Origin of the sequence: Prescottella sp. R16, from assembly GCF_030656875.1 — a bacterium.
Classification (GTDB): Bacteria; Actinomycetota; Actinomycetes; order Mycobacteriales; family Mycobacteriaceae; genus Prescottella.
The window spans coordinates 589,015-609,802 of the sequence record NZ_CP130943.1; the positions used below are offsets into that span (position 1 = coordinate 589,015).

At 66.4% G+C, this 20,788-nt stretch carries 13 protein-coding genes, 3 rRNA genes and 1 riboswitch; of the genes, 11 read left to right on the forward strand and 5 right to left on the reverse strand.

What is annotated here, in order from left to right; all coding sequences use genetic code 11:
• Nucleotides 1-383: 383 nt before the first annotated feature.
• The 7 genes from Q5696_RS02725 (at nt 384) to Q5696_RS02755 (ending at nt 9,367) form a co-directional block, all read left to right on the forward strand.
• Nucleotides 384-1,901 (forward strand): 16S ribosomal RNA (locus Q5696_RS02725).
• A 339-nt stretch (nt 1,902-2,240) separates the two neighbouring features.
• Nucleotides 2,241-5,370 (forward strand): 23S ribosomal RNA (locus Q5696_RS02730).
• 121 nt (nt 5,371-5,491) lie between these two features.
• Nucleotides 5,492-5,608 (forward strand): 5S ribosomal RNA (gene rrf, locus Q5696_RS02735).
• Together the 16S, 23S and 5S rRNA genes form the textbook arrangement of a ribosomal RNA operon.
• Before the next feature lie 273 nt (nt 5,609-5,881).
• Complete coding sequence (locus tag Q5696_RS02740) at nt 5,882-6,577, forward strand: FadR/GntR family transcriptional regulator (protein WP_305093703.1); 696 nt, start codon at nt 5,882-5,884, stop codon at nt 6,575-6,577.
• Nucleotides 6,574-7,395, forward strand: a complete 822-nt coding sequence (locus Q5696_RS02745; RefSeq protein ID WP_305093704.1) for an ABC transporter ATP-binding protein — start codon at nt 6,574-6,576, stop codon at nt 7,393-7,395. Before Q5696_RS02740 ends, Q5696_RS02745 begins: the two co-directional genes overlap by 4 nt.
• Nucleotides 7,396-7,445: 50 nt before the next feature.
• The gene (locus tag Q5696_RS02750; protein ID WP_305093705.1) at nt 7,446-8,099 is read left to right on the forward strand and encodes a GntR family transcriptional regulator; all 654 of its coding nucleotides are present in this window, start codon (nt 7,446-7,448) and stop codon (nt 8,097-8,099) included.
• Nucleotides 8,096-9,367, forward strand: a complete 1,272-nt coding sequence (locus tag Q5696_RS02755) for an MFS transporter (RefSeq protein WP_305093706.1) — start codon at nt 8,096-8,098, stop codon at nt 9,365-9,367. Before Q5696_RS02750 ends, Q5696_RS02755 begins: the two co-directional genes overlap by 4 nt.
• On the opposite strand, the gene Q5696_RS02760 is transcribed toward Q5696_RS02755, so the two are convergent.
• Nucleotides 9,353-10,657 (reverse strand): M1 family metallopeptidase, encoded by a 1,305-nt coding sequence (locus Q5696_RS02760; protein ID WP_305093707.1) that lies wholly within the window; start codon nt 10,655-10,657, stop codon nt 9,353-9,355. The genes Q5696_RS02755 and Q5696_RS02760 overlap by 15 nt on opposite strands.
• Nucleotides 10,654-14,565 carry a Pls/PosA family non-ribosomal peptide synthetase gene (locus Q5696_RS02765; RefSeq protein ID WP_305093708.1) on the reverse strand — a complete coding sequence of 1,304 codons (3,912 nt, stop codon included), beginning with the start codon at nt 14,563-14,565 and terminating at the stop codon, nt 10,654-10,656. Before Q5696_RS02765 ends, Q5696_RS02760 begins: the two co-directional genes overlap by 4 nt.
• A gap of 141 nt (nt 14,566-14,706) precedes the next feature.
• A riboswitch (SAM riboswitch) is annotated at nt 14,707-14,821 on the forward strand.
• Between the two features lie 48 nt (nt 14,822-14,869).
• Here Q5696_RS02765 and Q5696_RS02770 point away from each other — a divergent pair.
• Entirely contained in the window at nt 14,870-16,180 is a 1,311-nt protein-coding gene (locus tag Q5696_RS02770) for an aminotransferase class V-fold PLP-dependent enzyme (protein WP_305093709.1), read from the forward strand.
• A gap of 10 nt (nt 16,181-16,190) precedes the next feature.
• Here the strand turns inward: Q5696_RS02770 and Q5696_RS02775 are convergent, their stop codons facing one another.
• From Q5696_RS02775 to Q5696_RS02785, 3 genes are all read right to left on the reverse strand, one after another.
• A complete protein-coding gene (locus tag Q5696_RS02775) occupies nt 16,191-16,658 on the reverse strand; it encodes a flavin reductase family protein (protein WP_370654899.1) in 468 nt (155 codons plus the stop codon).
• Between the two features lie 159 nt (nt 16,659-16,817).
• Complete coding sequence (locus Q5696_RS02780) at nt 16,818-17,306, reverse strand: YbaK/EbsC family protein (RefSeq protein ID WP_305093711.1); 489 nt, start codon at nt 17,304-17,306, stop codon at nt 16,818-16,820.
• Nucleotides 17,307-17,321: 15 nt separating this feature from the next.
• A complete protein-coding gene (locus Q5696_RS02785; protein WP_370654848.1) occupies nt 17,322-18,401 on the reverse strand; it encodes an ABC-2 transporter permease in 1,080 nt (359 codons plus the stop codon).
• A gap of 90 nt (nt 18,402-18,491) precedes the next feature.
• Between Q5696_RS02785 and Q5696_RS02790 the strand changes: the two genes are divergently transcribed.
• The 3 genes from Q5696_RS02790 to Q5696_RS02800 all read left to right on the forward strand — a co-directional run bounded on the left by Q5696_RS02790 (nt 18,492) and on the right by Q5696_RS02800 (nt 20,548).
• The gene (locus tag Q5696_RS02790) at nt 18,492-19,124 is read left to right on the forward strand and encodes a TetR/AcrR family transcriptional regulator (protein ID WP_370654849.1); all 633 of its coding nucleotides are present in this window, start codon (nt 18,492-18,494) and stop codon (nt 19,122-19,124) included.
• A gap of 117 nt (nt 19,125-19,241) precedes the next feature.
• On the forward strand, nt 19,242-19,679 hold the full coding sequence (locus Q5696_RS02795; RefSeq protein WP_305093712.1) for a carboxymuconolactone decarboxylase family protein: 438 nt from the start codon (nt 19,242-19,244) through the stop codon (nt 19,677-19,679).
• A 38-nt stretch (nt 19,680-19,717) separates the two neighbouring features.
• A complete protein-coding gene (locus Q5696_RS02800; protein ID WP_305093713.1) occupies nt 19,718-20,548 on the forward strand; it encodes a crotonase/enoyl-CoA hydratase family protein in 831 nt (276 codons plus the stop codon).
• The last annotated feature ends 240 nt before the right edge of the window (nt 20,549-20,788 follow it).

Genomic DNA, 20,788 nt, shown 5'->3' on the forward strand with positions numbered 1-20,788 from the left:
GGGAGCGCCTGACGGTCTCCGGATTTTGTGTGGTGTTCACCGCCTGGTAGGGTGGTGGAGCCGCTTCGGAGGTGCTGCTCCGGTGGCCGGGTTTGCTCCCGGGCGTCAGAGCGGATAAGCTGGAACGGTTGCCCCGGAACGAGAAGCCGAGTGTTTCTGGTGATGGTGTGTGCGTGTTCTTTGAGAACTCAACAGTGTGTCGATGAATGTCAGTGCCAATTTTGGTACTCTGCCCCGTCTGTTTCGGATGGGGTGGGTATGTGTCGATTCTTCCATTCTTCCGTCTGGGAGGGTCGACCGAAACAGCTAGTTTGAGTTTATTTGCTAGTGATTTGACTCGATGTCTATGACTGATTGAGGTTTCGGCCTCCAATCGTGAGTCTTCAACGGAGAGTTTGATCCTGGCTCAGGACGAACGCTGGCGGCGTGCTTAACACATGCAAGTCGAGCGGTAAGGCCCTTCGGGGTACACGAGCGGCGAACGGGTGAGTAACACGTGGGTGATCTGCCCTGCACTCTGGGATAAGCTTGGGAAACTGGGTCTAATACCGGATAGGAGCTCCTGCCGCATGGTGGGGGTTGGAAAGGTTTACTGGTGCAGGATGGGCCCGCGGCCTATCAGCTTGTTGGTGGGGTAATGGCCTACCAAGGCGACGACGGGTAGCCGGCCTGAGAGGGCGACCGGCCACACTGGGACTGAGACACGGCCCAGACTCCTACGGGAGGCAGCAGTGGGGAATATTGCACAATGGGCGAAAGCCTGATGCAGCGACGCCGCGTGAGGGATGACGGCCTTCGGGTTGTAAACCTCTTTCAGCAGGGACGAAGCGAGAGTGACGGTACCTGCAGAAGAAGCACCGGCCAACTACGTGCCAGCAGCCGCGGTAATACGTAGGGTGCGAGCGTTGTCCGGAATTACTGGGCGTAAAGAGCTCGTAGGCGGTTTGTCGCGTCGTCCGTGAAAACTTGGGGCTCAACCCCAAGCTTGCGGGCGATACGGGCAGACTTGAGTACTGCAGGGGAGACTGGAATTCCTGGTGTAGCGGTGAAATGCGCAGATATCAGGAGGAACACCGGTGGCGAAGGCGGGTCTCTGGGCAGTAACTGACGCTGAGGAGCGAAAGCGTGGGTAGCGAACAGGATTAGATACCCTGGTAGTCCACGCCGTAAACGGTGGGCGCTAGGTGTGGGTTTCCTTCCACGGGATCCGTGCCGTAGCTAACGCATTAAGCGCCCCGCCTGGGGAGTACGGCCGCAAGGCTAAAACTCAAAGGAATTGACGGGGGCCCGCACAAGCGGCGGAGCATGTGGATTAATTCGATGCAACGCGAAGAACCTTACCTGGGTTTGACATACACCGGAAAGCCGTAGAGATACGGCCCCCCTTGTGGTCGGTGTACAGGTGGTGCATGGCTGTCGTCAGCTCGTGTCGTGAGATGTTGGGTTAAGTCCCGCAACGAGCGCAACCCTTGTCCTGTGTTGCCAGCACGTAATGGTGGGGACTCGCAGGAGACTGCCGGGGTCAACTCGGAGGAAGGTGGGGACGACGTCAAGTCATCATGCCCCTTATGTCCAGGGCTTCACACATGCTACAATGGCCGGTACAGAGGGCTGCGATACCGTGAGGTGGAGCGAATCCCTTAAAGCCGGTCTCAGTTCGGATCGGGGTCTGCAACTCGACCCCGTGAAGTCGGAGTCGCTAGTAATCGCAGATCAGCAACGCTGCGGTGAATACGTTCCCGGGCCTTGTACACACCGCCCGTCACGTCATGAAAGTCGGTAACACCCGAAGCCGGTGGCCTAACCCTTGGGAGGGAGCCGTCGAAGGTGGGATCGGCGATTGGGACGAAGTCGTAACAAGGTAGCCGTACCGTAGAAGGTGCGGCTGGATCACCTCCTTTCTAAGGAGCATCTCCCCACACCGCCTCGAACAGTCGGGGTCGGGGTGAGGGCAGAGCCATTTCGGATTCACATGTAATCCGGTGGTGCTCATGGGTGGAACACTGACAATCTCGTTCACAGTTCAGCGGGTCACATGGCCGGCTGGTGGACGATATATCGGCGCACTGTTGGGTCCTGAGAGAACACGCAAGTGGTTGTCTCGAAGGAAGAAACGATCATTGAGGGATCGCAGGTCATACCGCAGCAGGGACGTGAGTTCTTGGTGGTCCGGTGTCTGCAGGGTGGTCTTCTCGGTGGTGTGTTGTTTGAGAACTGCACAGTGGACGCGAGCATCTTTGTTGTAAGTAATGAAGAGCGTACGGTGGATGCCTTGGCACCAGGAGCCGATGAAGGACGTAGGAGGCTGCGATAAGCCTCGGGGAGCTGTCAACCGAGCTGTGATCCGAGGGTGTCCGAATGGGGAAACCCAGCCACAGTGATGTGTGGTTACCCGCGCCTGAATATATAGGGCGTGTGGAGGGAACGTGGGGAAGTGAAACATCTCAGTACCCACAGGAAGAGAAAACAACATGTGATTCCGTGAGTAGTGGCGAGCGAAAGCGGATGAGGCTAAACCATGGGTGTGTGATAGCCGGCAGGCGTTGCATTCGTGGGGTTGTGGGATTCATCTTGTCGATTCTGCCGGATCGGCCGACAGTAAGAAATCATCGTGTTAGTCGAAGTGGTCTGGAACGGCCTGTCGTAGAGGGTGAGAGTCCCGTAGACGAAAACGTGGTGACTGTCGTGATGGACTCCCGAGTAGCAGCGGGCCCGTGAAATCTGCTGTGAATCTGTCGGGACCACCCGATAAGCCTGAATACTACCTGGTGACCGATAGCGGACTAGTACCGTGAGGGAAAGGTGAAAAGTACCCCGGGAGGGGAGTGAAATAGTACCTGAAACCGTGCGCTTACAATCCGTCAGAGCCTGCGCCACTTCGGTGGGTGGGTGATGGCGTGCCTTTTGAAGAATGAGCCTGCGAGTTAGCGGCATGTCGCGAGGTTAACCCGTGTGGGGGAGCCGTAGCGAAAGCGAGTCCGAATAGGGCGGTCGAGTGGCATGTTCTAGACCCGAAGCGGAGTGATCTACCCATGGCCAGGGTGAAGCGACGGTAAGACGTCGTGGAGGCCCGAACCCACTTAGGTTGAAAACTGAGGGGATGAGTTGTGGGTAGGGGTGAAAGGCCAATCAAACTCCGTGATAGCTGGTTCTCCCCGAAATGCATTTAGGTGCAGCGTCGCGTGTTTCACTCTGGAGGTAGAGCTACTGGATGGCCGATGGGCCCCACAAGGTTACTGACGTCAGCCAAACTCCGAATGCCAGAGTGTGAGAGCGCGGCAGTGAGACTGCGGGGGATAAGCTTCGTAGTCGAGAGGGAAACAGCCCAGATCGCCGGCTAAGGCCCCTAAGCGTGTACTAAGTGGAAAAGGATGTGGGGTCGCGAAGACAACCAGGAGGTTGGCTTAGAAGCAGCCACCCTTGAAAGAGTGCGTAATAGCTCACTGGTCAAGTGATCCTGCGCCGACAATGTAGCGGGGCTCAAGTACACCGCCGAAGCCGCGGCATTCACACAACACCCATGCGGTTCTACGGAGCTGTGTGCAGTGGTGTGGATGGGTAGGGGAGCGTCGTGCAGCCAGGGAAGCGCCGGAGTGATCCAGGTGTGGAGGCTGCACGAGTGAGAATGCAGGCATGAGTAGCGAAAGACGAGTGAGAAACTCGTCCGCCGAATGACCAAGGGTTCCTGGGCCAGGTTAATCCGCCCAGGGTGAGTCGGGACCTAAGGCGAGGCCGACAGGCGTAGTCGATGGACAACGGGTTGATATTCCCGTACCCGTGTGGACGCGCCCCTGGTGAATCAGTGATGCTAAGCGCCCTGAAAGCGGGTTTCCTCCTTCGGGAGTTTTCCTGCCGGATGCGCGTGAACCGATCTGGTAGTAGCCAAGCGATGGGGTGACGCAGGAAGGTAGCTGAGCCAGTCAGTGGTAATACTGGTGTAAGCGTGTAGGGCGAGTGGTAGGCAAATCCGCCACTCATACGCCTGAGACGTGATGCGTAGCCGATTGAGGCGAATTCAGTGATCCTATGCTGCCGAGAAAAGCCTCTAGCGAGCTTTCACACGGCCCGTACCCCAAACCGACACAGGTGGTCAGGTAGAGAATACTAAGGCGATCGAGATAACTGTGGTTAAGGAACTCGGCAAAATGCCCCCGTAACTTCGGGAGAAGGGGGGCCTTGTCTGGTGACCGGATTTACTCCGTGAGCTGGGTGGGGCCGCAGAGACCAGAGAGAAGCGACTGTTTACTAAAAACACAGGTCCGTGCGAAGTCGTAAGACGATGTATACGGACTGACGCCTGCCCGGTGCTGGAAGGTTAAGAGGACCGGTTAGCCATTTCGGTGGCGAAGCTGAGAATTTAAGCCCCAGTAAACGGCGGTGGTAACTATAACCATCCTAAGGTAGCGAAATTCCTTGTCGGGTAAGTTCCGACCTGCACGAATGGCGTAACGACTTCTCTGCTGTCTCAACCACAGACTCGGCGAAATTGCATTACGAGTAAAGATGCTCGTTACGCGCGGCAGGACGAAAAGACCCCGGGACCTTCACTATAGCTTGGTATTGGTGTTCGGTTCGGTTTGTGTAGGATAGGTGGGAGACTGTGAAGCATGCACGCCAGTGTGTGTGGAGTCGTTGTTGAAATACCACTCTGATCGTATTGGACATCTAACCTCGGACCATGATCTGGTTCAGGGACAGTGCCTGGTGGGTAGTTTAACTGGGGCGGTTGCCTCCCAAAATGTAACGGAGGCGCCCAAAGGTTCCCTCAGCCTGGTTGGCAATCAGGTGTCGAGTGCAAGTGCACAAGGGAGCTTGACTGTGAGACTGACAGGTCGAGCAGGGACGAAAGTCGGGACTAGTGATCCGGCACCGGCAAGTGGAAGCGGTGTCGCTCAACGGATAAAAGGTACCCCGGGGATAACAGGCTGATCTTCCCCAAGAGTCCATATCGACGGGATGGTTTGGCACCTCGATGTCGGCTCGTCGCATCCTGGGGCTGGAGTAGGTCCCAAGGGTTGGGCTGTTCGCCCATTAAAGCGGCACGCGAGCTGGGTTTAGAACGTCGTGAGACAGTTCGGTCTCTATCCGCCGCGCGCGTTAGAAACTTGAGGAAGGCTGTCCCTAGTACGAGAGGACCGGGACGGACGAACCTCTGGTGTGCCAGTTGTTCCGCCAGGAGCACTGCTGGTTAGCTACGTTCGGAAGGGATAACCGCTGAAAGCATCTAAGCGGGAAGCCTGTTCCAAGATGAGGTTTCTCACCCCCTCGAGGGGGTAAGGCCCCCGGCAGACCACCGGGTTGATAGGCCAGAACTGGAAGTCCGGTAACGGATGGAGGTGACTGGTACTAATAGGCCGAGGACTTACCACAAAGAAGCTACGCGTCCACTGTGCGGTATCTGAAACAACACACAGATACCCATCCGATCCCCACCACACCCCGAGGGTGTGGTCCGGGCGGGGTCGGAGGGGGTGTGACAGTTTCATAGAGTTACGGCGGTCATAGCGGAGGGGAAACGCCCGGTCCCATTCCGAACCCGGAAGCTAAGCCCTCCAGCGCCGATGGTACTGCACTCGACAGGGTGTGGGAGAGTAGGACACCGCCGAACACCCGTTACCGAAGGCCCCCACCATTCTTGGTGGGGGCCTTCGGCATTTCCGCATGGTTTTGATGTCCGGCCACGATCTCGCCGGCCCGCCCCGAATCGTCACGCTTTCCGTAGAAATAGACGGAACCGTACCCGAACAGATACTCCTCGACGAACTCCGCGTCCAGGTCGTCGGTACGGGGTCACCCCTCCTCGTTCATCTGGAAACGGATACCGCACCGACAAGACATCAGACGTCTGAGGTCTGTAGGTTCGAGTCCGGAGGTGACGACGATGACAGGACACGTTTTGCGAAGCGGACCCCTGGTGCCGCAGTTGGAGCAGGTGCTCCGAGATCGGATCGACAGCGGAGGATGGGACGTCGGCGAGCGATTGCCGAGCGAAGCGGACCTTGCTGCGGAACTCGGGGTCGGACGGTCGTCCGTCCGGGAAGCGGTGCGTCTGCTGGTACGCGACGGACTACTCGACGTCCGGCACGGTGTCGGGACGTTCGTGGCCGAGCCGGTCGAGACAGCCGAGCCGGCACTCGAGCAGCTTCTGCGTCGGGCTCGTGTCCTCGAGGTGCTGGAGGTCCGCCGTGCACTCGAAACGGAGGCTGCACGACTGGCTGCGGACCGGGCACGGCCCGAGGACATCGCAGAGATCCGGGAACAGGTGGCCGACAGGCATACGCGGCAGTCGGGCGGCGCCGACGCCTTCGTGACGGCAGACCTCGAGTTCCACCGATCCGTCGTCGTGCTGGCCGGTAACTCCGTGCTGACGGCGCTGTTCGATTCGGTGCGGCCGGTGCTGCACACCGCGCTCGTGGAAATGGTCGACAACGAGCCGGAACTCCCGGACACCGGTGAGGCCCACGACGCGCTCGTCGATGCTCTCGAAGCGGGTGACGGTGCGGCGGCCGTCGCGGCGACGGTCGCGAATCTGGATCCGATGATCGCGAAGTTGAGGGAAGGAAGGAACGCCGAGTGAATACCCCGATCCACGGCAGCGTGGTGCTGAGCACCGAGGGGGTGGACCTGGTCCGGGACGGGCGGGCGATCCTGAGCGGAATCGACGTCCGGATCGAGCAGGGGCAGCACTGGGTGCTGTTGGGAGCCAACGGCGCCGGCAAGAGCACGCTGCTCGGTCTGCTCGGGGCGGTCACGCACCCCACCCGTGGCACCGTGCACGTTCTCGGACATCGACTCGGCCGGGTGGACATGCGGGAGCTGCGCTCGCACATCGGACACGTCGACCCGCGGCACACGATAGAGCGTCCGCTGACGGTGTGGGACGTCGTGCTCACGGGCCTGACGAACACGACCGAGTTCGCGCAGCGGTGGCAGCCCACGGATGCGGACCGGGCGCGGGCGGAGGAACTGATCGCGATGATGGGGATGTCGGCGCGGATCGAGGCGCGGTGGCCCGTGCTGTCGCAGGGTGAGCGGGGGCGTGCGCTCATCGCCCGCGCGCTGATGCCGGATCCGCCGGTGCTGTTGCTCGACGAGCCGGCGACCGGGCTCGACCTTGCGGCCCGGGAACAGTTGCTCACCGCGCTCGACGACATGCGCGCCCGGCATCCGACGATGGCGAGCATCCTCGTCACACATCACATCGAGGAGATCCCGACCACCACGACGCATGCCGTGCTGCTCCGGGACGGGCGGATCACCGTGCAGGGGCCGGCGGAATCGGTGATCACCACCGCCGGGATCAGCGAGTGCTTCGACCACCCGATCACGATCCTCCGCAACGGGGGCCGGTATTCGGCGCAGTCGCGCGTCGACGGGCTCGGTTCGACGGCCTGAGGGGACCCCGCCCGAGGACGGATCGTTCGCCGAGCGTATAAATACATCTTGTGTCTAAGTTGTATTCAGTGTCCGAGCTCGCGTACCGCGAGGTCAAGGAACTCATCCTGTCCGGCGAGCTTCCGGGCGGCGAACTGATCAGCGAGGGCGAGATCGCGACCCGGATGGGGTCCAGCCGGACACCGGTACGGGAGGCCTTCCTGCGGCTCGAGGCGGAGGGTTGGATGCGGCTGTATCCGAAACGGGGGGCGTTGATCGTCCCGATCGCAGAGGGAGAGGCCGAGCACATCGTCGACGCGCGACTGCTCGTCGAGGTACACGCGGTCGAGGCGGTCACGGCGAACCCTCGGGGCCGGGACGTGCTCGTCGCGACGCTCCGGGAGAACCTGGCCGAGCAGCGCCGTCTGGTCGAGTCGGGTGGTGACCCGGTGCGGTACAGCATCCTGGACGCCGACTTCCACCGGGCGCTGGTGCACGCCGGCGGCAACCCGCTGCTCGAGACCTTCTACGACGGTCTGCGTGAGCGTCAGCGGCGGATGACCGCGAATTCGCTGGCCCGCGATCCGGAGCAGATCACCAAGATCGTCGAGGACCACATCCGGCTGGCCGATCTGGTGGAGGCCGGGGACGCTGCGGGCTTCGCAGCGGCCGTCCGCCTGCACATGCGTGAGGTGCACGCGCTGGGTGAGGGGGGACGGCGATGACCGCGGTCCGGGACGACGCAGTCACGACCGTCGAGGCACGGACGCGTCAGTGGATGCTCGTCGCCGCGGGCATGTTCGTGGTCGCGTGGGGTGGCAACCAGTTCACACCGCTGCTGGTGATGTACAAACTCGACCACGGTTTCACACAGGTCGTGGTCGACACGTTCCTGTTCGCGTACGTGTTCGGCATCGTCCCGGCCCTGCTGATCGGTGGCCCGCTGTCGGACCGGTTGGGGCGTCGTCCGTTGATGCTGCCCGCGCCGTTCGTCGCGGCGGCGGGATCACTCGTCCTGGCGACCGGCGCGGATTCCGCGCTGGGGCTCACCGTCGGCCGCGTGCTGTCGGGGATCGCGCTGGGTCTGGGGATGGCAGTCGGCGGCAGTTGGCTCAAGGAACTGTCGACGCGGCAACGCGATCCGTCGGCGCGGCCGGGGGTCGGTGCCCGACGGGCCGCGATGAGCCTGACGGCCGGGTTCGGCCTCGGTGCCGGGGTCGCGGGCGTCCTCGCACAGTGGGGGCCGTGGCCCAGTTCCCTTCCGTACGGGTTGCACGCCGTGCTGTCCCTCGCGGTCGGCATCGCACTGCTGCGGGTTCCCGAGACCCGTTCGGCGACACCGAAGTCCCAGCGGCGTCGGCTGCGTGACGACCTGAAGATCCCGGCGGCCGGGCACCGTCGCTTCCTCTACGTCGTCCTGCCCGTCGCCCCCTGGGTGTTCGGCGCCGCCGCGTCGGCGTACGCGGTGATACCGGCGCTCATGACCAGCCGCGCCGGGGATGCGCCGGTCGCATTCTCGGCCCTGCTGTGCATGGTGGGGCTCGGCTCGGGATTCGCGATCCAGGCACTCGGCCGCCGGATCGACACACCACGCAACGCGCGGGCCGTCGCGGTGGCGCTGGTCGTGCTGGTGCTGGGCATGACGATCGCGGCGATCACCGCGAACGTGCTGACGATCCCGATGGCGATCCTCGCCTCCGCCGTCCTCGGCTGCGGCTACGGCCTGGCGCTGGTGTCCGGACTGCAGGAGATCCAGCGGATCGCCGGCCCCGACGATCTCGCCGGGCTCACCGCCGTCTTCTACTCGTTCACCTATCTCGGCTTCGCGGCCCCCGCCGTGATGGCGATGATCGTCGAGATCGACCCCGCCCTCACCTATCCGACGATGTTCGGCGTCGGCGCGGTCGTCGCGTCGGCCTGCCTGCTGCTCGTCCTCGTCGCATGGCGCCGGCACCTGCCGGAACCGGTCGGGGAACGGTCAGAGCCCCGGTAGCACGGTCGACGACAGCCAGGCGTCCCACAGCGGACGCAGCGGCTCGTCGGTGAAATGACCGGCCAGATCGGTGAACTGCTCGGTCGACACCGTCGAATACCGGTACCTGGTGGTCCAGTCGTGCAGCAGCGCGAAGAAGGCGTCGTCGCCGAGACGGCGTCGCAGGACGTGCAGGGTGAGGGCGCCGCGCTTGTAGATGCGGTCGTCGAACATGTCCCGAGGCCCCGGATCGGCGAGCACGATGTCCTGCGGTTTGTCGGCCAGCCCGCGGTGCGCCGCCACCGCGTGGGCGTGGGCGTCCGGTCCGCCGGAGTGCTCCGACCACAGCCACTCCGCGTAACACGCGAAGCCTTCGTGCAGCCAGATGTCCTTCCACGTCCCGAGGGTGAGGCTGTTGCCGAACCACTGGTGCGCGAGCTCGTGCGCGACGAGGCGCTCGGATCCGCGTCGGCCGTCGCAGTGGTTGGCGCCGAAGATCGACAGGCCCTGCGCCTCGATCGGGATCTCCAGTTCGTCGCCCGTCACGACCACCGAATAGTCGTCGAACGGGTAAGGGCCGAACAGCTTTTCGAAGACGTCCAGCATCTGCGGCTGGCGCTCGAAGTCGTGGTCGAACGTCTCACGCAGTTCCACGGGATGCAGTGCGTGGATCGGGACGCGGGAGCCGTCCTGGCGGCGTCGCACGTACGGGCCGATCTGCACGGTCGCCAGGTACGACGCCATCGGCTCGGTCTGCTCGTACACCCATGTGGTCTGGCTCGCCTTGGTCTGCTTGCGAATCAGGGAACCGTTCGCAACCGCATGGTACGGGGAGTCCGTTGTGATCGAAATACGGTACGGCGCTTTGCAACTCGGATGGTCGTCGCACGGAAACCACGACGATGCCCCGTTCGGCTGGCTCGCGACCAGTGACCCCTCGGACAGTTCCTCCCACCCGACCTCGCCCCACGCGCTCGGCACCGGCTGCGGGTTGCCCGCGTACTGGACGGTGATCACCAGGGCGCCGCCGGCCGGGATCTTCTGTGGTGGAGTGATCGTCAGCTTGCCGCCCCGATGCGCGTACTTGGCGCCGCGCCGACCGTTCACCGAGACCTTCGCCACCTGCATCGCCGGTGCCAGATCGAGAGAGAAGCGGCTCCGGACGTCGGTCGTCGTCGCGGTGATCGTGGCCTTCCCGGTGAGCCGGTTGCTGTGCACCTTGTACGTCAGCTCGAGGTCGTAGCGGGACACCCGGTAGCCGCGGTTGCCGGACTCGGGCAGATACGGGTCGATCGGCGCGTCGACCTTCATTGCGCACCACCGGCCTCGAGAGCCGGATCGTTCCAGGGCGCAATGGGATTGCCCTGCCAGCGGGTCGACGGTGGAACCATGTCACCGCGCATGACGAGCGACGCCGGTCCGACGGTCGCCCCCGCACCGAGACCGGCGGCGGGCAGCGCGACACAGTGCGGGCCGAGAGTGGCACCCGCGCCGAGGGTGACGGTGTCCATGGACATGATCCGATCATGGAACAGATGCGTCTGCACGACGCACCCCCGCTCCACGGTGGCACCGTCGCCGAGGGTCACCAGGTCGGCTTCGGGCAGCCAGTACGTCTCGCACCACACGCCGCGGCCGATCGTCGCCCCGAGGCCGCGCAGCCACACGTTCATGACGGCGGTGCCGTTCGCGCCCCGTGCGAACCACGGTGCGGCCACCGTCTCGACGAACGCGTCGGACACCTCGTTGCGCCACACGAACGAACTCCACAGCGGATGCTCGACGGCCCCGATCCGGCCGACGACGAGCCACTTCGCTGCCACCGACACCAGACCGGCGACCGCGCCGGCCACCATCAGCACGAGGCCGCCGCCCAGCGCGGCCAGCCCGAACCCGCCGACCGAGACGAGCCACGCGAGGCCGAACAGCACCCCCAGGCCGATCCCGAACGTGATCACGACGGGAATCAGCCGGCACGTCTCGACGAACGCGCGGGCCACCTTCAACCGCAGCGGCGGATCGAACGTGCGGGACGCGTCGGACGCGGTGGCGGCACGACGCAACCGGACCGGCGGACTGCCCAGCCACGACGACCCCGACTTGGCTTTGCTCGGGGCCGCCGACAGCACCGCGACCAGACCGTTCTTCGGGACGCGCCGGCCGGGCCCGGCCATCCCGGAGTTGCCGAGGAACGCGCGTTTGCCGACCTTGGCCGGCTCGATGCGCATCCAGCCGCCGCCGAGTTCGTAGCTCGCGACCATCGTGTCGTCGGCGAGGAACGCGCCGTCCGCGATCGTCGTGAACTTCGGCAACACGAGGGCCGTGGAGATCTCGGTACCGCGACCGACCTCGGCGCCCAGCAGTTTCAGCCACAGCGGGGTGAGCAGACTCGCGTACAGGGGGAACAGGAACGTGCGCGCCGAATCCATGAGCCGTTCGGTGGCCCACGCCTGCCAGCCGACGCGGCTGCGCACCGGGTGGTATCCCTCGGTGAGCCCGATCGACAGCAGCCGGACCGCGATCACCGTCAGCGCCGCGAACACGAACAGGCTCGACAGGGTCGCGACCGGCAGGACCGCGAGCGCCCGGAGGAGTGCGTCGGACAGGTCGGTGGCGTCGCGCACCCACCAGCCGATCAGGAGCAGCCCGGCGGCCAGCCCGAAGATCGGCATACCGGCGAGGACGACGGACGTGACCCCGAAGACCGGAACCCAGCGGGTGGCCTTCGCCGGGGCCTGTTCGGGCCACGGGTGCGACGCCTTGCCGATCTTGACGGCCGGGGAGCCGGCCCAGTGCTGATTGGCCTTGACCTTCCCGAACACCGCCGACCCCGGCGCGATCTCGGCGCCGCGGCCGATGCGGGCACCCGGCAGCAGCGTCGATCGGGCGCCGATCGCGGCACCGTCGCCGATGCGGATCTCGCCGATGTGCACGACGTCGCCGTCGATCCAGTGCCCCGACAGGTCCACCTCGGGTTCGACGCAGCAGCCGTCGCCGAGCTCGAGCATGCCGGTGACCGGCGGCAGCGTGTGCAGGTCGACGCCGCGGCCCACCTTCGCGCCGAGCGCGCGGGCGAAGTACAGCATCCACGGGGCACCCGACAGATTGTCGGCGCCGCTCGCCTCGACGAGCCGCAGTGCGATCCACAGCCGCAGATGCTCGGGTCCACCGCGCGGGTAGGTGCCCGGTCGCAGGCGCCGCAGCAGCAGTCGCGCGCCGGTGACCGCGATCGTCATGCGTCCCAGCGGGGTGACGACGAGGACGAACAGGAGAGAGACCCACCACCACGACAGGGTCGGGGCCCAGGCTGCGCCCGTCCACGACAGGACGTTTCCGGCGATCGCCAGCCACGTCACCCACTGCAGCCCGGTCAACGTCATGAGCGGAACGGTCGCCGCGATCTGTGCGGCCTGCGCGCGCCGTGACACCGGGGCGACGTGGCGCGGCGCCGCGGTCACGGCGGGGGAGAGGTCGTCGAGGAAACCGGCGAGGGACGCGAGCCTCGGATGGTCGTACAACTGCGCGACGGTCATCTCCGGGAACCGTTCCCGCAGCGCCGTCACCAGCTGTGCAGCCGTCAGGGAACCGCCGCCCATCTCGAAGAAGTCGGCGTCCGGTCCGGTGACGGGGGCGCCGAGGATCGACGACCACAGTCCGGCCACCCAGGCGGCGGTGCCGTCGAGGCCCAGCGCCTCCGGATCCTGTTCGGTGCCGGGCAGTGGCCACGGCAACGCGGCCCGGTCGACCTTGCCGGATGTCCGGGTGGGGAGCTCGTCGACCAGCGCGAGCCGCGGCACCAGGGCCGCGGGCAGTTGCTCGGCCAACAGCGCCCGGGCGGTGTCGAGGTCGAAGTCCGGATCGGTGCTCGCCAGATAGCCGACGAGGATCGCGGTGCCGGCCGGCGTCCTGCGGACCGCGGCCGCCGCCCCGGCCACCCCGGGCAGGTTCTGCAGCGCGTTGTCGACCTCACCGAGTTCGATGCGCCGGCCACCGATCTTCACCTGGTCGTCGGCGCGGCCCTGGAACAGCAGCCCGGCGGTGTCGAGGCGCACCAGGTCGCCGCTGAGGTACGCGCGGTCCCAGCCGAGAGTCGGCATGGGCGCATACTTTTCGGCGTCCTTCGCCGGATCCAGATACCGGGCCAACCCCACCCCTCCGATGACGAGTTCGCCGACCTCGCCCTCGGCGACCGGCTCGCCGGACGCATCGACCACCGCGAGATCCCAGCCGTCGAGCGGCAGTCCGATCCGTACCGGACCGGTGCCGTCCATCAACGACCCGCACGCGACGACCGTCGCCTCGGTGGGTCCGTACGTGTTCCACACCTCGCGGCCCGGTACCGCGAGCCGCTCGGCCAGCTCCGGTGGGCACGCCTCGCCACCGAAGATCAACAGCCGCACCGCTTCCAGTGCCTCGGCCGGCCACATCGCCGCCAGTGTCGGGACCGTCGAGACGACCGTGACGTCCCGCGACACCAGCCACGGACCCAGATCCATACCGCTGCGCACCAGCGACCGCGGCGCCGGCACCAGTGTCGCCCCGTGCCGCCACGCCAGCCACATCTCCTCACACGACGCGTCGAACGCCACCGACAAACCCGCCAACACCCGGTCACCCGGACGGAGTGGGCTGTCCGGCAAGAACATCCGGGCCTCGGCGTCGACGAACGCCGCGGCGTTGCGGTGCGTGACCGCGACCCCCTTCGGGGTGCCGGTCGAGCCCGACGTGAAGATGATCCAGGCGTCGTCGTCGAGACCCGGGCGACGGACACCGGGGGAGTCGGCGCGGGCCGCCGCCGTGCCCGCCGCGATGCCGTCGCCGGTGACGATCGCCGCCACCCGAGCCTCCCCGAACACGAGCTCGGCGCGCTCGTCCGGATCGTCGGCGTCGACCGGCACGTACGCCGCACCCGCCGCCAGCACCGACAGGATCGCGACGTACAGCTCGCGCGACCCCGACGGCATCCGCACCCCGACCCGGTCGCCTGCGCCGACCCCGGCCGATGCGAGACGCTCTGCACCGGAAGCGATCTCGTCGAGCAGTTCGCGGTAGGTGAGCGGTGCGTGGCCGTCGTCGACCGCGACCGCGTCGGGATGTGCGGCCGCCGTCGCCTCGAGGACGTCGACGAGCGTGCGCGGCGCGGGCGCGTGCGAGGACCGGAGGAACACGTCGGGAATCGCCGAACGTCGGCCCGTGTCGGAATCGGATCGAAGGGGCACGGCTGAAGTCCTGTCCTGCTCGTCTGTGCCGAGGCGGCTGTCTCAGCAGTTGTCCCACCTCCGGATGACCGTTCGGTGAACGGATCCGGCACCAGTATCGCGTTTGACAGTTGCCGAACCGTTCTGCCATCCTCGTCGCCAGGTCACGAGTACCAGCGTCAAGCCCCGGCTAGCTGGTCGGCAACCCTCCAACCGCGGTGGGGTGCTCCGGGTGACGACCAGGTCATGGTCCACAAGGACATGGCAAGCGCGGACTCCGATGGCGTCTCCAGCCGACGGGTCCCAGGACTCGAAGGATGTTGTGATGACCGCTGTACCCACCGCCACCTGCGCCGGCCCCCTCGCTCGCGTCTCCGGCTGTGACACGCAGGTTCCGCTCGTCGGCGGCGGCAGCTGTACGTACGCGAACTTCGACTACGCGGCCAGCGCCCCCGCGCTCGCGCAGGTCACCGACCGCCTCCAGGAGCTGCTGCCGTTCTACGCCAGCGTCCACCGTGGCGCCGGCTATGCCTCCCGGGTGAGCACCGACGCCTACGAGAGCGCCCGCGGATCCGTCGAACGTTTCGTCGGCACCGACACCGACCAGGTGGTCGTCTTCACCCGTAACACCACCGACTCGCTCAACCTGCTCGCCACGTGCGTGCCCGGCGACGTCGTCGTCCTCGACATCGAGCACCACGCAAACCTGTTGCCGTGGAAGAACTCCCGCATCGTCGAGGCCGCGGACACGGTCGTCGACACCGTCGCGCGGATCGAAAACGAACTGGCCGCCGCCCCCGCCGCCCTGCTGGCCGTCACCGGCGCGTCGAACGTCACCGGTGAGGTCCTGCCGATCGCGGAACTCACCGAGATCGCGCACCGCCACGGTGCCCGCATCCTCGTCGACGGCGCCCAGCTCACCCCGCACCGTCGCGTGCACCTCGCCGAGACCGGCGTCGACTACCTGGCCTTCTCCGGGCACAAGCTGTACGCGCCGTTCGGTGCCGGTGTCCTCGTCGGCCGCCGCGACTGGCTCGACGCCGCCGAGCCCTACCTCGCCGGCGGTGGCGCGGTACGCGAAGTGACCCTCGACGAGACCGTGTGGGCGCAGGCTCCGGCCCGGCACGAGGCCGGCAGCCCCAACGTCCTCGGGGTGGCCGCCCTCGCCGCCGCCTGCGACGCCCTCGCCGCCCTGGACTTCGAGCAGGTCGTCGAGCACGAGCGCGTGCTGGCGTCCCGCCTCGCCGACGGACTCGCCGAGATCGACGGTGTCCACCTGCTGCGCCTGTGGGCGGACGCCCCCGACACCGTCGGCATCGTCACGTTCACCATCGACGGCCACGAGCCCGGGCAGATCGCCGCCTACCTGTCCGCCGAACACGGCATCGGCGTCCGCGACGGCCGCTTCTGCGCCCACCCCGTCCTGAACCGCATCGGTCTCGCCGGCGGCGCCGTCCGCGCCAGCCTCGGCCTCGGTACCGGCTCCGAGGACGTCGAACGGTTGATCGCCGCCGTTCGGCAGCTCGCCGACGGCCGCGCCACCTGGAACTACGGCAAGACCGATGGACTGTGGAACCCGGTCCCCGAGACCCGCGGCTTCTCCACCGGCACCGCGGGCGCCGCCGAGTGCGTCTGACCTCGTAGTACTACCGGTCGAGAGGAGTCGGCCGGTGGTAGCAGCCCTCGTGGTAGAGCAGCGGCGCCGACGCGGCCTCGTCGTCGTTGTCGTTGTGCAGGCGGGTGATCAGACCGATCACCAGCGTGTGATCGCCCGCGGGAATCAACTGCTGCACCGTGGTGCGCATCCAGATCGGCGTGCCGTGCAGTACCGGCTCACCCGTCTCGAGCCGCGCCCACAGCGACTCGTCACTGAACCGTTCCGCAGCCGTGCGGGCGAACCGCTGTGCGAGATGCTGCTGATGCTCCCCGAGCAGATGCACCACGATCGAATCGGCGGCGTGCAGCGCGTCGGCACTCGACGAGCTCAGTGCGATGTTGAACGAGATCAACGGCGGATTCATCGACAGCGACGCGAACGACGTCGCGGTGAAGCCGACCGGCCCGTTCGGCGAATCCAGCGTGACGATCGTGACCCCGGCCGGATGGCGGCGCATTGCCGCCTTGTACTCGTCGTTGCCGATCCCGGCCTCGGTGGGGACGACGGTGAGGTCGGGCGTGTTCTCGACAGGCTGTGACAAGACAATTCTCCGATTCGAACCAGGACGATTGTCCGCCACTATAGGAGCGGGTCCTCCGGGCGACCAGGATTGTGCTCACTGAGCGGACGCGGCCGCCCCCATGTCGACGGCCAGCCCCGCGGTGACCCGCAGCAACTCGGGGAACGTCGTGCGGAAGACGGTCTCCGGGTGTCCCGCCGACGCCCACAGTTCTGCATACCCGGCCAGTGCCTCGTCGAGATACGTCGGCAGATTGGTGGGATGCCCCAGCGGTGCGACCGCGTCGACCGGCTGCCCTGTCACCTCCGCCGTGACGTCGTCGGACGCCGGCACCAGCGTGCCCTCCAAACGCTCGCCCGTCGCGGCCACGTCCACGACCCGTGCCCCCGACACCAGCAGCAGCACCGGTTCGTCGTCGAGCAGGAACACCCGCGCTGCGACGACGGAGCCCGCGTCCACACCCAGTGCGGCCGCGACCTCCGTCGCGTCGTGCGCGACCGGACGACTGACGATCACCCCGTGGTGACCGCGCGCGATCAACGTGTCGGCGACGTACGCCGCACTGGGATGCAGCAGCCTGGGCATGCACTCAGAGTAGGACTACTTCGCGGCGGCGACAGGCGTATCGGTGCGCGACTTCCGGACCCGTAGCCCCGTGAACCCGAGCAGCAGCACGGCGCCGACCGCCGTGTAGAGCGCCAGTGCCAGCGCCGGCTGGCCGAGGCCGACGTTGTGGAAGTACACGATCGACCGCACCCCCTCCGTGCCCGCGCCCGGTGTGATCCACTTGCCGATCGCTGCGTAGAAGCCGGGGATCACGTTCGCGCCGAACGCGCCACCGGCACTCGGATTGCCCAGCACCACGAACACCGCGATCGCGAGCGGCACCGCGACGACGCCCACCGCCGCCCGCAGACCCATCGTGAACAGGCCCGTCGCGAACACCACCCCGGTGCCCAGCAGCCACAGCGGGAACCAGTGGCCCGCGAACGTGCCCAGCAGGTGCGTCGTGATCAGCGCGCCGAACGCGCCCGAGGCGGCGGAATACCCGAACATCACCGCGATGTGCGCCCATGCCTGCCGGCGCGTCGACGGCGCTCCGAGGAACAGGCCGATCGCCGCCGCCAGCAGATAGCCGCCGACGACCCAGCCGATCGACAGGTAGAACCCCGACAGCCCGCGATTGTCGTGTGCGCCGACCGGGATCTCGTCGCGCACGATCAGCTGCCGGTGCTGCTCCGCGGTGACCCGATCGAACACCGCCTCGAGCGCCGACGAGACGGAACTGCCGCCCGCGCTCGCCGTGAACAGGGTGTCGGTACCGCTCGCGTCGAGCACGTACGCGCCCTGGATCTCCCGGTCCCGCAGCAGCCGCCGCACCTCGGCGGTGTCGGTGGCGGTCCGGGTCCCGAGCGGACGGCCCTCGAGTTCGCCGAGCTCGTCGGCGGTCTGCGCGGCGAGCTCGGCGGGTACTCCGGGCCCGGCGACGACCGCGACCGCGATGTCGCGTGGCGTCGGCTCGTGGAACGCCGCGACGTAACTGAGGATGAAGCCGAGCTGCAGCACCAGGACCCCGGCGACCAGCACGGCCATCACCGTGCGGCGGCCGAATCGGTCGACCAGGTTGTCGGATGCCGGTGGGGCTGGCGGGGTGTCCGCCTCGGTGGTCGTCGTGGTCACGGGTGTCCTCGATATCGCTGTGTCGTCGTCCTGGTGTCGCGGTCTCGACACATCTTGTCGATACCGCGGGTATTGAATACCGTAGGTATCGTGACTGGTAGTCGTCAAGGCGAAGTGACCGCGACCGCTCGACCCGGGCGGGACGTCGTACGTGCCCGCATCCTCGAGGCCGCCGCCGACGAATTCGCCGAACAGGGATTCGCCGCAGCCAGGCTCGCCGAGATCGCCCGCCGCGCCGGCTTCACCAAGGGCGCCGTCTACTCGAACTTCGAATCGAAACAGGACCTGTTCGCCGAACTGTTCGCGCAGCGTTCCCTCGACCTCGCCGGCCGGGTCCTCGCCGAGATCGCCGGCCTCGCCCTCGCCGACGCCGTCGGCAAGGGCGGCGCGACCATCGCCTCCGCACTCATCGCCGACTCCGAATGGTCGCTCCTGGTCCTCGAATTCGGGGTGCAGGCGGTCCGCGACCCCGTCGTCAAGCAGGCATACCTGCGCGAACGCCGGCACCTGCGGGAACAACTCGTCGAACTCATCGCGGAGAAGGCCCGCGAGTGGGACGTCGACCTCGACGTCCATACCACCGCACTGTCGCTGACCGCACTCATCTCGGGACTCGTCCTCGAGCACACCGTCGACCCCGAGCAGGTCGACCAGCAGGCCATGGGGGCGGCGGTCACCGCGCTCTTCGCAGGGGCCGTGGCGCGGGCCGACCGTCCCCGGTGACCCGGGTCGCCTGCTTCGGGCGCGCCGGATCCCCGGAGCTGGAAGGATCGACGTGATCGGTCGATGCCTGCGAGATACCGCGCGGCACGGCGAACGACGCGACTGACAGGAGTGCACATGACTTCCGTGAACCTCGGCAAACAGCACCCGGACGCGTACAAAAACTTGATCGCCCTCAGCGCGCAGGCCGACGCTGCCGTCGAGGCGTCGGGTCTCGGCCCGCTGGTCGGCGATCTCGTGAAGATCAGGATCTCGCAACTCAACGGCTGCGCCTTCTGCCTCCGGATGCACACCCGCGACGCCCTCGCGAAGGGGGAGACGAGCGACCGGGTGGCCGTGCTCGCGGCGTGGTGGGAATCCCAGTACTTCTCGCCGCAGGAGCGGGCCGCCCTCGCGCTGGCCGAGCAAGTGACCGAGCTGCCGGTGCCGGACACTCGGACGTGGGACGACGGATCGCTCACCGACGAGCAGGTGTCGGCGATCGGTTGGCTCGCGATCGTGATGAACGCGTGGAACCGCGTCGCGATCACCAGCCACTATCCCGTCGCTCCCTGACGCTGGTGCGCCCGAGGCCGTCAAGTTACTCTTCGGTAATGACGGAACAGCAGAGTTGGAAGGCGTTCACAGTCGAGCGCAAGGACCACGTCGCCCAGGTGACCCTGATCGGCCCCGGCAAAGGCAACGCGATGGGGCCGGACTTCTGGGAGGAACTGCCCGACATCTTCGCCGAACTCGACGCCGACCCCGAGGTCCGCGCCGTCGTGCTCGCCGGCTCCGGTAAGCACTTCTCGTTCGGACTCGACCTGCCCGCGATGAGCGGCGGCTTCGGCGCCGTCCTCGCCGACAAGGCGCAGGCCGGCCCGCGCACCGACTTCCACAACCTCATCAAACGCATGCAGTCCGGCATCAACGCCGTCGCCGACTGCCGCAAGCCCGTCGTCGCCGCGATCCAGGGCTGGTGCATCGGCGGCGGCGTCGACCTGATCTCGGCCGCCGACATCCGCTACGCGAGTGCCGACGCGAAGTTCAGCATCCGCGAGGTCCGGGTCGCCATCGTCGCCGACATGGGCAGCTTCGCCCGTCTGCCGGCGATCATCGGCGACGGGCACCTGCGCGAACTCGCGCTGACCGGCAAGGACATCGACGCCGCCCGCGCCGAGAAGATCGGACTGGTCAACGACGTGTTCGAGGACGCCGACGCGGTCCTCGCAGCGGCGCACGCGACCGCCACCGAGATCGCGGCCAACCCGCCGCTCGTCGTGCACGGCATCAAGGACGTCCTCGACCACAGCCGATCCGCGGCGGTGAACGACAGCCTGCGTTACGTCGCCGCCTGGAACGCCGCCTTCCTGCCGTCGGAGGACCTCACCGAGGCCATCACGGCGGTGTTCCAGAAGCGTCCGCCCGAGTTCCAGGGACGCTGACCGCGGTGTGACGAGCGACGGCGGGGCTCGACCAGACCGTCGTCGCGACCGCGATGCGCACGATCGCCGACGACCTCGACGTAGACGGACCCGATGTCGACCGAACCGGTGCCGGCGCATGCTGCGGCTCAGGAACCTTGCCGGAACCTGACGTAGAAAGCCGTGAACACCAGGACGATTCCGATATTCACCATCAGTCGGGCCCAGAAACGGTTCCTGAAGAACAGGATGTCCACTGCA